At 71.2% G+C, this 14,213-nt stretch carries 12 protein-coding genes and 1 tRNA gene; 10 read left to right on the forward strand and 3 right to left on the reverse strand.

Features of this window, described 5'->3' with window-relative positions; all coding sequences use genetic code 11:
• Positions 1–47: 47 nt before the first annotated feature.
• A complete protein-coding gene (gene ku, locus M1O15_RS08525; protein ID WP_248632782.1) occupies positions 48–1,124 on the forward strand; it encodes a non-homologous end joining protein Ku in 1,077 nt (358 codons plus the stop codon).
• 202 nt (positions 1,125–1,326) lie between these two features.
• On the forward strand, positions 1,327–1,809 hold the full coding sequence (locus M1O15_RS08530; RefSeq protein ID WP_248632657.1) for a peroxiredoxin: 483 nt from the start codon (positions 1,327–1,329) through the stop codon (positions 1,807–1,809).
• Between the two features lie 160 nt (positions 1,810–1,969).
• On the opposite strand, the gene M1O15_RS08535 is transcribed toward M1O15_RS08530, so the two are convergent.
• Complete coding sequence (locus M1O15_RS08535; RefSeq protein WP_248632658.1) at positions 1,970–2,629, reverse strand: 4'-phosphopantetheinyl transferase family protein; 660 nt, start codon at positions 2,627–2,629, stop codon at positions 1,970–1,972.
• Entirely contained in the window at positions 2,626–3,519 is an 894-nt protein-coding gene (locus tag M1O15_RS08540; protein ID WP_248632659.1) for a metallophosphoesterase family protein, read from the reverse strand. Before M1O15_RS08540 ends, M1O15_RS08535 begins: the two co-directional genes overlap by 4 nt.
• 123 nt (positions 3,520–3,642) lie before the next feature.
• On the opposite strand from M1O15_RS08540, the gene M1O15_RS08545 reads away from it, so the two are divergent.
• The 4 genes from M1O15_RS08545 (at position 3,643) to M1O15_RS08560 (ending at position 9,404) form a co-directional block, all read left to right on the forward strand.
• Positions 3,643–4,179 (forward strand): DM13 domain-containing protein, encoded by a 537-nt coding sequence (locus tag M1O15_RS08545; RefSeq protein ID WP_248632660.1) that lies wholly within the window; start codon positions 3,643–3,645, stop codon positions 4,177–4,179.
• A gap of 160 nt (positions 4,180–4,339) precedes the next feature.
• The gene (locus M1O15_RS08550; protein ID WP_248632661.1) at positions 4,340–5,845 is read left to right on the forward strand and encodes an HNH endonuclease; all 1,506 of its coding nucleotides are present in this window, start codon (positions 4,340–4,342) and stop codon (positions 5,843–5,845) included.
• Between the two features lie 140 nt (positions 5,846–5,985).
• A complete protein-coding gene (locus M1O15_RS08555; protein WP_248632662.1) occupies positions 5,986–8,733 on the forward strand; it encodes a hypothetical protein in 2,748 nt (915 codons plus the stop codon).
• Positions 8,718–9,404: a DEAD/DEAH box helicase gene (locus M1O15_RS08560; protein WP_248632663.1), complete on the forward strand. Its 687-nt coding sequence runs from the start codon at positions 8,718–8,720 to the stop codon at positions 9,402–9,404. The genes M1O15_RS08555 and M1O15_RS08560 overlap by 16 nt, the downstream gene beginning before the upstream one ends.
• Before the next feature lie 95 nt (positions 9,405–9,499).
• On the opposite strand, the gene M1O15_RS08565 is transcribed toward M1O15_RS08560, so the two are convergent.
• Positions 9,500–9,571 (reverse strand) — tRNA-Arg (locus M1O15_RS08565).
• Positions 9,572–9,704: 133 nt separating this feature from the next.
• On the opposite strand from M1O15_RS08565, the gene M1O15_RS08570 reads away from it, so the two are divergent.
• The 4 genes from M1O15_RS08570 (at position 9,705) to M1O15_RS08585 (ending at position 14,209) form a co-directional block, all read left to right on the forward strand.
• On the forward strand, positions 9,705–10,220 hold the full coding sequence (locus M1O15_RS08570) for a response regulator (RefSeq protein WP_248632664.1): 516 nt from the start codon (positions 9,705–9,707) through the stop codon (positions 10,218–10,220).
• Positions 10,221–10,312: 92 nt separating this feature from the next.
• Positions 10,313–11,296, forward strand: a complete 984-nt coding sequence (gene nrtL / locus M1O15_RS08575; protein WP_248632665.1) for an ArgS-related anticodon-binding protein NrtL — start codon at positions 10,313–10,315, stop codon at positions 11,294–11,296.
• Between the two features lie 34 nt (positions 11,297–11,330).
• The gene (lysA, locus tag M1O15_RS08580) at positions 11,331–12,722 is read left to right on the forward strand and encodes a diaminopimelate decarboxylase (RefSeq protein WP_248632666.1); all 1,392 of its coding nucleotides are present in this window, start codon (positions 11,331–11,333) and stop codon (positions 12,720–12,722) included.
• Positions 12,723–12,877: 155 nt separating this feature from the next.
• Complete coding sequence (locus tag M1O15_RS08585; RefSeq protein WP_248632783.1) at positions 12,878–14,209, forward strand: homoserine dehydrogenase; 1,332 nt, start codon at positions 12,878–12,880, stop codon at positions 14,207–14,209.
• Positions 14,210–14,213 lie beyond the last annotated feature (4 nt).

A 14,213-nucleotide genomic window follows, 5' to 3' on the forward strand; every position in this document is an offset into this window, starting at 1 on the left:
AATCCCATAAAACCGTACAAACCATCCCCCACCCGAAAGGGATGAAAGTGCGATCCATCTGGAACGGCGCGATCTCGTTCGGCCTGGTCAGCATCCCCATCAAGCTGGTGAACGCCACCGAGAACCGCTCCATCTCCTTCCGTCAGGTGCACGTCGAGGACGGCGGCCGCATCCGCTACCGCAAGGTGTGCGAGCTGGACGGCGAGGAGGTGACCTCGGCGGAGATCGGCAAGGCGTACGAGGAAGCCGACGGCACCATGATCCCGATCACCGACGACGATCTGGCCGCCCTGCCGCTGCCGACCGCCAAGACCATCGAGATCGTCTCCTTCGTGGCGGCCTCCGAGATCGACCCCATGCAGATGGACACCGCCTACTACCTCTCCGCCAACGGGGTGCCGGCGGCCAAGCCGTACACCCTGCTGCGCGAGGCGCTCAAGCGCAGCGACCGCGTGGCCATCGCCAAGTTCGCCCTGCGCGGGCGGGAGCGGCTGGGCATGCTGCGGGTCGTCGACGAGGTGATCGTGATGCACGGGCTGCTCTGGCCGGACGAGATCCGCCGCCCCGAGGGCGTCGCCCCGGAGACCGACGTCACGGTGCGCGACGCCGAACTCGACCTCGCCGACGCGCTGATGAACACCCTCGGCGAGGTGGACCTCGACTCACTGCACGACGACTACCGGGAGGCGGTCGAGCAGATGATCGCCGCCAAGGCCGAGGGCGTCGAGGAGCCCACCCCCGCCCCCAAGGGCGAGCGCGGCGGCCAGGTCATCGACCTGATGGCCGCCCTGGAGAGCAGCGTACGGGCGGCCCGCGAGGCACGCGGCGAGGAGGAGGGCACCCAGGAGGGCGCCTCGGTCACCGAACTCCCCTCCCGCGAGCCGGAGAAGCCCGCCACCCCCTCCCGCGCCAAGAAGGCCCCCGCCAAGCCCAAGGAGCCCAAGTCCGCCTCCGGCAGCGGCTCGTCCACCGGCAAGACGGCGGCCAAGAAGGCGGCCTCCGCCTCCAAGTCGACCGCGAAGAAGTCGGCGGCCAAGACCACCGCCAAGAAGGCCGCCGCCAAGTCCGAGTCCGCGTCCCCGACCAAGCCCGCCGCCAAGTCCGGCCGCAAACGCGCCTCCTGAACCCGCCGGGCCCACCCAGTCCCCAGACCGACCGATCCAATCCGCCCCACCCCCCACTCCGAATCCTTCGCGACCCGCCCCCTCGTACCGACCTCCGTACCGGCGCACCGCCACGGGAACCGCACACTGGTCCCGTACGCCCCCGCACCCGTATCGGCCCGGTGCGCGCCGCCGCGCGCGGCGCTTCGCGAATGGAGACCCCATGCCCAAGTCCCCCGAAGTCGGCTCCCCCGTCCCCGACTTCACCCTCTCCGGCGGTGTCCTGGCCGACGGCGACTTCCAGCGCCGCGACTACACCCTCTCCGCCGAGCAGGGCACTTTGCTGGTGCTCGCCTTCTACCCCGGGGACGACACCTCCGTCTGCACCCGGCAGCTGTGCTCCTACTCCTCCGGCTTGGAGGCGTTCACCGACCTCGGGGCCCAGGTCTGGGGCATCAGCCCGCAGGGCGTGGACAGCCATGAGTCCTTCGCCCGCCGGCACGGCCTGCGCATGCCCCTGCTCGCCGACCCCGACCGCACGGTGGCCCGCTCCTTCGGCATCACCGCCCCCGGCATCGGCCTCCGCCGGGCGGTCTTCCTGGTCGACGCCGACTCCATCCTGCGCTGGAAGCACGTCTCCCTGCTGGGCGCCACCTTCCAGAGCGTCGAAGAGCTCTCCCGCCACCTGGCAGCGGCCCGCACCTGAGGCCGCCGCGACGGGGCGCCGAACGCAGGCACCCCGCCGGCCGTCCGCGCCGGAGGCACCCCGCCCCCCAGCCAGGGCACCCCGCCCACCGGAGGGCACCCCGCCCCCCAGCCAAGGCATCCCGCCCACCGGGGGCATCCCGCCCACCGGAGGGCCACCCCTACCCCTCCCCTGCCCCCTCCACCGCGATCGCCGTCAGCACCAGCCCGCCCTTCGCCATCCACCGCCCGGAGAACCCGGTCAGCGGCCGGCCCAGCAACTCCGGCCCCGGCACCAGGATCCGCGCCTCGAAGGTGCCGTCCGCCAGGATCGCCACCGAGGCCTCCTGGAAGTCCAGGAACCGCCGGGCCAGCGGGAACCACGCCTTGTACACGGACTCCTTGGCGCTGAACAGCACCCGGTCCCAGGCCGGTCCGCCCGCCGGCAGGGCGGCCATGGCCGTCAGGTCCTCCGGGCGGGCGATGGCCTCCAACACCCCTTCCGGTACGGGTGCGTCCGGCTCCGCGTCGATACCCAGCGCGGCCACATCGCCGACCCGCGCCACCGTGGCGGCGCGGTAGCCCGCGCAGTGCGTCATGCTGCCCACGACACCGTCCGGCCAGCCGGGCGCCCCCCGCTCCCCGGGCAACAGCGGCGCCGGCGGGTAGCCGAGCTTCGCCAGGGCTTCCCGCGCACACGCGCGCACCGTGGTGAACTCGACCCGCCGCTTGGCGACGGCCCGAGCGATCACCGCCTCCTCCTCCGGAAACAGCGGCGTCTCCAGCCGATCCCCGAAAGTGTGGACGCTCACCACACCCACCGGCAGCAGCTCCTCGATCACGCCCCCACCCTCCCCGCGACCTCGTCCGGCACATCCCGCGCCGGCACGATCTGCCGCGCCAGGTCCTCCCGCAGCCCGAACCGGCGCCACTCGCGCGGATAGCCGAGCGAGACCTCCTCGAACCGCACCCCGTCGTACACCGTCCGCCGGGGGATGTGCAGATGGCCGTAGACCACCGCCTCCACCCCGAACCGGGTGTGCCAGTCGGCCGTCCGCTCCGTCCCGCACCACTGCGCGAACTCCTGGTACGTCATGATCCTGGTCGGCTCCCGCACCAGCGGCCAGTGGTTGACCAGCACCAGCGGCAGATCGCCCGCCACCTCCGCCAGCCGCCGCTCGCTCTCCGCCACCCGCGCCGCACACCACTCCGCCCGCGACGCGTACGGGTCCGGGTGCAGATAGAACTCGTCCGTGCACACCACACCCGTCTCATGGGCGTACGCCAGGGACTCCTCCACCGTTGACGTCCCCGGCGCCAGCCAGGAGTAGTCGTACAACGTGAACAGCGGCGCGATCCGCACCGGCCCGCCCGCGCCGGTCCACACCGGGTACGGGTCCTCCGGCGTCAGCACCCCCAGCCGCCGGCACATCTCCACCAGCGCCTCATACCGCGCCACCCCCCGCAGCCCCAGCGAACCCCCCTTCCCCTCGTCCTTCTTCTCCACCGTCCACAACTCATGGTTCCCAGGCGCCCACACCACCTGCTCGAACCGGTCCCGCAGCAGCCCGAGCACCCACTCGACGTCCTCGAACCGCTCCCCGACGTCCCCCGCCACGATCAGCCAGTCACCCGGCGAGCCGGGCTCCAGCTTCTCCACGATCGCCCGGTTGTCCGCATACGACACATGCAGGTCGCTGACCGCACGCAGCACGCTCTCGGTCCCCCTCATCCCGCCAGCCTAACCCGCCCCCCACACGCCTCCCCGGGACCGCGCCCCCCTCGGGCACCTTCCCACCCCCTCCCACGTTGCCCCCTCACAACACCCGGCACTCAGCAGTCACAGGGGGACCGCATGCGCAAGATACCGAGCAGGCCATGGGCCATCACCGCGCTGGTGGTGGCCCTCGCCGCCGCCGGCCTCGGGATGTACTGGTTCCAGCCCTGGAAGCTGTGGCAGGACGAGACCCTCCACGAAGCCCTCCCCGAGGCCACCGCCCCCACCACCCCCGGCTCCACCTCCACCCCCACCCCTCCCCGGACCCTGGCGACCGGCGACCTCATCAGCCACGAGCACACCACCTCCGGCACCGCCAAGCTCGTCCGCCTCGGCGACGGTTCACACGTCGTACGCCTGGAGGGCCTGGACACCAGCAGCGGCCCCGACCTCCGCGTCTGGCTCACCGACGCTCCCGTCAAGAAGGGCCGAGCCGGCTGGTTCGTCTTCGACGACGGCAAGCACCTCAGCCTGGGCAAGCTCAAAGGCAACAAGGGCGACCAGAACTACCCCCTCCCCACCGGCACCGACCCCGCCGACTACACCAGCGTCACCATCTGGTGCGACCGCTTCGACGTCTCCTTCGGCGCCGCGGAACTCACCCGCCGGACATAACCAGGAGTTCTTCTCCGCATTCTGCGGCTTGTCGCACTGAATCAGACCGCATGTCCGCCCTTGTGACGGCTGCGGCGCAACCAGAATGGTTCAGAGCAAACACCCGGCCCTCGCATTGTCTGACTGTGTGACTAATGTGATCGCGATGGAGGGGGAGTGCATGACGCAGGCGGAGAGCACCGTACGACCCGACGTGGTGACGACCGGCGAGTGGCTGCTGCAGCCGATCGGGCGCGCGATCAACGGAGGACCGACCCACTACGCCCATTCGATCGAGCGGGGCGTCGACCTTGCCGATCCCGAGTACGCGCAGCTGCTAGGGCCCGAGGCGGAAGACCTTGGGACGCTCTACCAGGGACGGCCTGCCCGGTTCTGGGGGTCGACATGGTCCACGACGGGTGGACGCGCGAAGAACAAGGCGATCGACAGCATCCGGCCCGGTGACGAGGTGTTGTTCATCTCCGAGAAGAAGGTCATCGCCCGTGCCAGGGTCGTTTTGGCCTTCCGCAACCGCGCCTTGGCGGAGAAGATCTGGGGCCTGGACAAGCTGGGCAGGGCCTGGGAGCACATGTACGCGGTCGACGATGTCGTGGAGACCGACCTGCTGGTGTCGGAACTCACCGGAGAGCTCGAGTGGAGGAAGTCCTGGGTCCAGGGGCTCAGCCGGCAGGTCGGCGACAAGGCGACCCGCATTGATGCGCTCCTCGGCAGGGAGCTGGCGGTCGTCCCGGGCCAGCGCTCCACCGGTCCGGACCGCCGCGCCACGGGGTCCGGCCTCGACCAGCAGGCACTTCTGCAAGCGATCACGGCTCTTAGGACCGACACCGCACCCGATGGGCCCGCCCGCCAGAAACCGCTCGCTCTGCTGTGGGCTGTCGGGCGGCTGACCGCGGGACGGGAGCGAATGACTCCCTGGGATGAGTTCGAGAACGAGGTCGGTCCTCTCCTCGACGAGTTCGGTGGTGCAGGTGAGGCACGGACACCGGAGTGCCCGTTCTGGCACCTTCGCAACAGCAGGCTGTGGGAAGTCCAGGGTGTCGATGTCGATGGCGCCGCGCCTTCGCCCGGCGCCTTGAGCGCGGCCGGAGCGCGGGCCGGCCTGAGCAGCGATGCCGCCCGGCTTCTGAAGAGGGCACGAACCCGGGCCCGTGCGGTCTCCCGTCTGATGTCCGAACACTTCGACAGCACCGAGGTGGACAAGACGGCGCTGCTCGAGCGCACCGGCCTCGGGGGCTACCTGAGCGCCAGTGGTGAGGGCCGCGACGACTCGTCCGGGCCCGGCCCCGTTGGTCGCCGTCCCTCCACTGTCTCCCGGCCGGACCGCGACCGGGACCTGCCCGCGCAGGTCAAGGAACTCTACGGTCATCGGTGCCAGGTGTGCGACGAAGTACTGGAGACGCGGGACGGCCTGATCAGCGAAGCCGCCCACATCCAGGGCCTGGGGCGCCCGCACGACGGCACCGACACCCTGGACAACATGCTCTGCCTCTGTCCCAACCACCACCGTCAGTTCGACAGGTTCGGCCTCTACATCGACGAGGACTGGTCGGTCCACTTGACGGGGACTGGGGAGCGCAGGTGGGAACGACTCAGAATCAACCCCGAACACGTGATCAGTCCGGAATTCGTCGCCTACCACCGTGAGCTGTGCCTCCGACCATGGTGATGCGGCTGACCGCGCGCCCCGGCGGACGGAGGGCAGCCCTCCCGCAGGGTGACGCGCCGTCGCTAGGGTGATCGGTCTGGCACGGAGGCAGGGGAGTACGGATGTCGGCGCGCAGCGAACGGAGTCGTAGGGCTGACATCGTGCGCTACTGGCGCGCGGTGGAGATGTTCAGCCCGCAGAAGGTGGGGAAGGTCGCGCCGCGAGCCGGGATGTACGCGGTCGACGCGGGAGCCCCGCTGCCCTGGGAACACGGGCACCCGGTTCGTCGTGTTCGGGTCGACCGGAACATGGAACGGCAGCACGTCGTCTACTGCGGTGTGTACTCCGTCGCGTCCGTACGAGATGTGCTCCTCGACGTGTTCGGCGGCAGCGAGGAGGAGCACGACGGACGGCTCGACGGCGACAGCGCGATGCTCGCGTTCGAAGTCACCGACGAAGGCCTGTTGATCCAGGACTCACTCACCTTCTCCGCGTGCGCGTGGGCAACCGGCCGCGCTCGCAAGCCCGGGCCCCGCGCACGCTCGTGGCTCGATGGCTTCGAGGAGGAGGCGGAGGACTGCGAGCGCACCGTCCTGGCACTCGGCGACGGGAAGCTCGACACCGTCGATCTTGCCCCGGGCTCCTCTGTCCCGTTCGCGGGACTGCTCTGCCGGGTCGCTCTCGGCGCCCTGGGAGGGGCGCTCGTACCCGCGGTCCCGCCGCTTCTGGGGGACTCCGCGGCCGGACTCCTCGCCGACGGCGCGCTGCGGGCTGTCCAGGAGTTCGTTCCGGACCTGCCGGGCGGTGAGGACGAAGGCAACGTCCGGGCGGCGGACGGGGACGACGAGGCGCCCAAGCTCGGAGACAAGCCCCTGACCACCCGGGAGCTCTCCGCCCTCACCCGGTGGCTCGCCGACCGCTTCGACGTGGCGGAGGACTTGCGGCCCCACGCGGTGCGGGTGCAGACCCGGCTGGTGTCCAAGCGCAAAGTCGGCAGGGCGGGCGGCTCGGACTTCCTCAACAGCTTCATCGCCGCGGACCTCGACCTCATCGCGCGGCGACTGACCGCGGAGGACCCGGGGCAGGCCCTGCGCGACTACCTGACCGCCACCCACGCGATCCGGACGGAGGACCGGATCGACCTGCGCGAGCATCCGGGCGTGGTCCTCGCAGGGGTGCGACCGGGCCGCTTCCCGCTGGGGCGCTGGCCGGCCAGGACCGCGCATCCCCTGGTGCTCAGCCAGCAGTTCGCCGTCAACACCATTCTGGAGCGGCTCGCCGACAGCGAAGGCCTCTACGCGGTCAACGGGCCGCCCGGAACAGGCAAGACCACGCAGCTGCGCGACCTCATCGCGGCCGTGCTGGTGCGGCGGGCCGAACGGCTCGCCGACCTCCGACGCCCCGAGGACGCCTTCCAGGGGGCACCGCTGCGCTGGAGCACGGGCAGCTTCCCCCGCTCGTTGCAGCCGCTCAGGCCGGAACTCACCGGTGACGAGATGGTCACCGCGTCGGCCAACAACGGGGCGGTCGAGAACGTCTCCATGGAGCTGCCCGCCACCGCGTCCATCGCCGAGGAATGGCAGAGCCAGGCCTCGTTCTTCCCCGAGCAGGGTGGACTGCTCCTCGACGGAGCACCCGCCTGGGGGACACTCGCGGCCCGCCTCGGCAACAAGGCCAACCGGCAGGACTTCCGGAACGCCTACTGGTTCGGCCCGACTCGGCGGACCGGGCGTGCGCGGGACGGAGCCGGAGCCGAGCTGCCCGCCGAAGAGATCGTCGGTATGCGTGAACTGCTGAAACAAGCAGCGGCGCAGGGGCCCAGCCAGGCCGACTGGCACCGGTCCGTGCGGCACTTCCGCGACGCCCGCAGCGCCGTAGTGCGGTTGCAGGACGAGCGCCGGCGCGCCTGCGATGCCATCGACGAGTACGAGGAACGCTGGGCGCCCGTGGAGCATCTGCGCCGCGCCAGGGACGCGGCAGACCAGGCGGTGCGAGCCGCGCAGGTACCGCTGGCCCAGGACCGCACCGCGTGCTGGGCGGCCCAGGCGGCCCTCGAAAGCCGGGCCGGGCTGCTCGCGAGGCATGAGGAGACCAGACCCGGTGTCCTGGCGGGAGTGTTCTCCTTGGGAGGGGCCCGACGAGCCTGGGACGGTGAACACCGGCTGCTGGCGGACGCGGTCGGGCAGGCCCGCACGGCCCTCGACGACACCGTCCGCCGTGTGGAGGCCGGTGAGCGAGCCGAACGGGCCTCCCGCGCGGAACAGACGAGGCTGCACGAGGAGTTCGCCGGTGCGCAGGCTCGGGCCACCGCGGTGGAGCAGACCGTCCAGGACGCCGTTCAGCGCTGGGGCCGTCACCTGCCGGGTCTCGAGGAGGCGGACGGGCGCACCCCGGAGGACGCCCGGGAGCTTTCCTCGCCCTGGTCCGATCCGGAGTTCACCCGTGCCCGTACGCGACTCTTCCTCGCCGCCATGGACCTGCACCGGGCGTTCCTCCTCGGTGCCGCCGACCGCATGCGCAAGAACCTGGACGCGGCCATGGACGTCCTGTGCGGCGACGCACCGAACACACTCCCGCCGACGACGGTGCTGGCGGCGTGGCAGAACCTCTTCCTTGCCGTCCCGGTAATCTCCACCACCTTCGCGTCCCTGGACCGGATGTTCACCGGTCTCGGTCCGGGCGCGCTTGGTTGGATGCTCATCGACGAGGCAGGCCAGGCGACCGCGCAGATGCCGGTCGGAGCCCTGTGGCGGTCCCGGCGCGCGGTCATCGTGGGAGACCCGCTCCAGCTCTGGAGCCGGTCGTCACCCTCCCGCACACCGGGCAGGAAGCACTCCGCCGGACGTACGGCGTCGCCGAGGAGTGGTCTCCGTCCCGGACTTCGGCGCAACGAGTGGCGGACCGGCTGAACCCCTACGGAACCTTCCTGCCCGCATCGGAGGGCGGAGACGCCGACCGGGTGTGGGTCGGATCTCCGCTACGTGTGCATCGCCGCTGCGACGACCCGAGGTTCAGCATCAGCAACGACATCGCCTACGAGGGCCTCATGGTGCACGGGGTCACTCGCTCCGATGACTACGCGGTGGCACGCCGCAGCGTGTGGTGGCACGTCCCCGCCGGCGCATCGGAGGGGAAGTGGAGCCCGGCGGAAGGCGAGGCGGCCAACGTCATCGTCCATCGGCTGATGGACCAGGGCCTCGATCCCACGGAAATCTTCGTCATCAGCCCCTTCCGCGACGTCGTGGCCGGGCTCAGTCGCAGCCTGTGCCGGGTGGTCCCGCGTGAGCGGATCGGCACGGTGCACACCACCCAGGGCAAGGAAGCGAACGTTGTCCTCGTCGTCCTCGGTGCGGGAGGCCGATCCGGCCCCCGCAACTGGGCGGCGTCGACCCCTAACCTGCTCAACGTGGCCGTCAGCCGCGCACGTCGGCGTCTCTTCGTCGTGGGCGACTACGAGGCTTGGCGCGGCCATCGCTACTTCGACGTCCTCGCCCAGAGCCTCCCGTCCCTGTCAGCCGAGGAACAGGCAGTGATGCGCACCCACGCCCCCATCCGCCTCCCCCACGGCTGCCGCTGCTGAGCCTCCGCCCCGGCCCGACCCTACGCACGCATACGCAAAGACCCCGACCTCAGCGCTTCCGCTGGTGTCGGGGTCCCTTGGCACTTCCTGCGAAGTGCCCCCGGCAGGATTCGAACCTGCGCACACGGCTCCGGAGGCCGTTGCTCTATCCCCTGAGCTACGGGGGCGTTCGCCGTGTTGCTCGGCGACGGGTAGAACACTACCAGCTCCCACGGGGTGCCCGTGAACAGGTATTTCCGGGCGTGGGGGAGGGGTGGGGGCGGGGGTGGGCGGGGGTGTGGGGCGAGGGGACCGGTGGGGGTGGAAGTGGGGAAAACCGGGACGCAGGGGTGGGGCGGGTCCTACTCTCGAGTTGTGTCAGGCGTGTCCGGCCGGGTGCTCGTCGTGGACGACAACAGGGTCATCCGGCAGTTGATCAGGGTCAACCTGGAGCTGGAGGGCTTCGAGGTCGTGACCGCGGCCGATGGTGCCGAGTGCCTGGCGGTGGTGCACGAGGTGCGGCCGGACGCCATCACGCTCGATGTGGTGATGCCGGGGCTCGACGGGCTGCGGACCGCGCGGATGCTGCGGGACGACCCCCGGACGCGGGACCTTCCGGTGGCGATCGTCAGTGCCTGCACGCCGGGGGAGGCGGAGTGGGAGGCCGTGGGGGAGGTCGGCATCGACGGGTACCTGGCGAAGCCGTTCGATCCGGAGGAGCTGGTGGCGCTGGTCCGGCGGCTGGTGAACCGGCAGCCGGAGCCTCCGCTGGAGGGCAGCCACGGAGGTGGGCAGCCCTGGACGGGTGGCGGTGCCGGGGGCGGGCCGGGCGGCTGAGCGGAGGAAGTGTTTCCGCTGGTCAATGGAGTGGGTGACCGGATGGCGAAACCCGTTCCTTGGTGCGCCTCCTTCTCCCCTAGGCTGGAGTTGTGACCCCCGCCGATCTCTCTGTGACCGTGCTGCGCGCTGTGCGTCGCGCGGTGGACGAGGGTGCGTTGCCGCGGGGGGTCGCGGTGCCGGAGCGGGTGGTGGTGGAGCGGCCGCGGGCCGGCGGGTGCGGGGACTGGGCGACCAATGCGGCGCTGCGGCTGGCGCGGGACGCCGGGATGGCGCCGCTGGCGGTGGCGGAGGTGCTGTCGTCCGCGCTGAGGGGTGAGCCGGGGATCGGGCGGGTGGATGTCACCGGGCCGGGGTTCTTGAATGTCACGGTGGACGGGGCGGGGAGTGGGGTTGGGGCGGCGCTGCGTGAGGTGGGGGTGCGAGGGGTGCGGTATGGGTTCGGGGAGGGGATGCGGGGAGAGGACGTCGAGCTGGTGCATGGGGGTGGGGTGCGGGAGCGGGTGTATGCGGAGGCGGTGCGGGGGCTGCTGGCCGCCCAGGGGGCGGATGTGAGGGTGCGGGAGGGGAAGGACGTCTCGGTGGTGGTGCGGGGTGCGCACTATGACCCGAGGGGGTTGGGTGCGGACGCGTGTCAGTGGGCGCTGCTGCGGCCGGCGGCGGGGGACCGGGTGCTGGATGGACCACCTCTGCTCGTACAGGGGGAATCCAATCCGCTGTTTGTGGTGCGGTATGCGCATGCCCGGGCTCGGGCGCTGGTGCGGAACGCCGCGGAGTGGGGATTCGCGGGGGAGTGGGCCGGGGACGAGATCGGCGGTGCGCGGTTGGGTGGGTTGATCGTGGAGTATCCGGGGGTGCTGGAGGCGGCCGCGCGGTTGCGGGCGCCGGATCGGGTGGCTCGGGCGCTGGAGGCGGTGGCGGATGCGCTGCTGGACTTCCAGCACGGGGTGCTGCCCATGGGGGAGGAGAAACCCTCGGCCGCCCACCGCTCCCGGCTCGCCCTTGCCGAGGCCGCCGGGACGGTGCTGGCCGGCGGCCTGGCCCTGCTCGGCGTGAGCGCACCTGACCACCTGTGACCGTCGGGTCACCTGTGACCGTAGTGAGAGTGATATGAGCCGTTCCGCACATCCCGCCGGGCCCCGCCACGGGGACGTTCTGCCTGAGGGGCATTACTCGGCGCCGCCTGCTGATCTCAACCAGCTGGAGGGGAAGGTCTGGGCTCGGACTGTTCGGCGCAACGCCGACGGGGTGGTGGAGGTGGGTGGGGTTCCGGTGACCCGGCTCGCGGAGGAGTTCGGGACGCCGGGGTACTTCCTGGACGAGGACGATTTCCGGGAGCGGTGCCGGGGGTGGGTGGCGGCGTTCGGGGCGGATGCCGATGTGTTCTACGCGGGCAAGGCGTTCCTGTCCCGGGCCGTGGTGCGGTGGCTGTACGAGGAGGGGCTCAACCTGGACGTCTGCTCGGAGGGGGAGTTGGCCACCGCGCTCGCCGCGGGGATGCCGGCCGAGCGGATCGCGCTGCACGGCAACAACAAGAGCGTGCGGGAGATCGAGCGGGCGGTGCGCGCGGGGGTCGGGCGGATCGTGCTCGACTCGTTCCAGGAGATCGTGCGGGTGGCGCATGTCGCGCGGGAGCTGGGTGTGCGGCAGCGGGTGCAGATCCGGGTGACGGTGGGCGTCGAGGCGCATACGCATGAGTTCATCGCGACGGCGCACGAGGACCAGAAGTTCGGGTTGGCGCTGGCGGGTGGGCAGGCGGCGGAGGCGGTGCGGCGGGCACTGACGCTGGACGGGCTGGAGCTCATCGGGATCCACTCGCATATCGGCTCGCAGATTTTCGACATGGCGGGATTTGAGGTGTCCGCCCGCCGGGTGGTGCAGTTGCTGGGGCAGATCCGGGATGAGCACGGGGTGGAGCTGCCGGAGATCGATCTGGGGGGTGGGTTGGGGATCGCCTACACCGCGGACGATGATCCGCGGGAGCCGCAGGAGATCGCCAAGGCGCTCAGGGAGATCGTCACCAGGGAGTGCGAGAGCGCGGGGCTGCGGACGCCGCGGATCTCGGTGGAGCCGGGGCGGGCCATCGTGGGGCCGACGGCGTTCACGCTGTACGAGGTGGGGACGGTCAAGCCGCTGGAGGGGCTGCGCACCTATGTCAGCGTGGACGGCGGGATGTCGGACAACATCCGCACCGCCCTGTACGACGCGGAGTACACCGTCGCGCTGGTGTCGCGGACCTCGGACGCCGCGCCGATGCTCAGCCGGGTGGTCGGCAAGCACTGCGAGAGCGGTGACATCGTCGTACGGGACGCCTTCCTGCCCGCCGACCTGGCGCCCGGGGACCTGATCGCGGTCGCCGCCACCGGGGCGTACTGCCGGTCGATGGCCAGCAACTACAACCATGCGCTGCGGCCGCCGGTCGTCGCCGTCAAGGACGGGGAGGCGCGGGTGATCGTACGGCGGGAGACGGAGGAGGATTTGCTTCGTCTCGATGTCGGGTGAGGGAAGGCTTGGCGGTGGGCGGGCCGCTTGGTGAAAGATACGTCTCATAATCCGGACGTAGGGGGGAAATGCACGTCCGGTGAGTGAGACTGGATGCCGCTGTGATGGGCCGGGACAGGCCGCCGACGTAGTGAAGAAGTGAAGGGTGTCGGATGATGCGTACGCGTCCGCTGAAGGTGGCGCTGCTGGGCTGTGGAGTGGTCGGCTCAGAGGTGGCGCGCATCATGACGACGCATGCCGACGACCTCGCCGCCCGTATCGGGGCCCCGGTCGAACTGGCCGGGGTCGCCGTCCGCCGCCCCTCCAAGGTCCGCGCGGGCATCCCCGCGGAGCTGATCACCACCGATGCCACCGCGCTGGTCAAACGCGGGGACATCGACGTGGTGGTGGAGGTCATCGGGGGTGTCGAGCCGGCTCGGGGGTTGATCACCGCCGCCTTCGAGCACGGGGCTTCGGTGGTGTCGGCCAACAAGGCGCTGCTCGCGGAGGACGGGGCCGCGCTGCACGCCGCGGCGGAGGCGGCCGGGCGGGATCTCTACTACGAGGCGGCGGTGGCGGGTGCCATTCCGCTGATCCGGCCGCTGCGCGAGTCGCTCGCCGGGGACAAGGTCAACCGGGTCCTCGGCATCGTCAACGGCACCACCAACTTCATCCTGGACAAGATGGACGGGTCCGGCGCCGGGTACAGCGAGGCCCTGGACGAGGCCACCGCGCTCGGGTACGCCGAGGCCGACCCGACGGCGGACGTCGAGGGCTTTGACGCCGCCGCCAAGGCCGCCATCCTGGCCGGGATCGCCTTCCACACCCGGGTGCGGCTGGACGACGTCTACCGGGAGGGCATGACCGAGGTGACGGCCGCGGACTTCGCCTCGGCGAAGCGGATGGGCTGCACCATCAAGCTGCTCGCCATCTGCGAGCGGGCCGCCGACGGGGGCTCGGTCACCGCCCGCGTCCACCCGGCGATGATCCCGCTCAGCCACCCGCTGGCCTCGGTGCGCGGCGCCTACAACGCGGTCTTCGTGGAGGCCGACGCGGCCGGGCAGCTGATGTTCTACGGGCCCGGGGCGGGCGGCTCGCCGACGGCCTCGGCGGTGCTCGGCGACCTGGTCGCGGTCTGCCGCAACCTGGTCAACGGGGCCACCGGACCCGGCGAGTCCGCGTACGCGGCGCTGCCGGTGAGCTCCATGGGCGAGGTCGTCACCCGGTACCACATCAGCCTCGACGTGGAGGACCGGCCGGGCGTGCTCGCCCAGGTCGCGACCGTCTTCGCCGAGCACGGGGTGTCCATTGACACGCTCCGCCAGCAAGGGCGGGACAGCGGCGGTGCCGACGGTGCCACCGCCGAGGGACGCGAGGGCGGCGAGGCCTCCCTCGTCGTCGTCACCCACCGCGCGCCCGACGCCGCCCTCGCGGGGACGGTCGAGGCGCTGCGCAAGCTCGACACCGTGCGCGGTGTCGCCAGCATCATGCGGGTTGAAGGAGAGTAACCAG

It is taken from the genome of Streptomyces lichenis (assembly GCF_023218175.1).
Lineage (GTDB): Bacteria > Actinomycetota > Actinomycetes > Streptomycetales > Streptomycetaceae > Streptomyces > Streptomyces lichenis.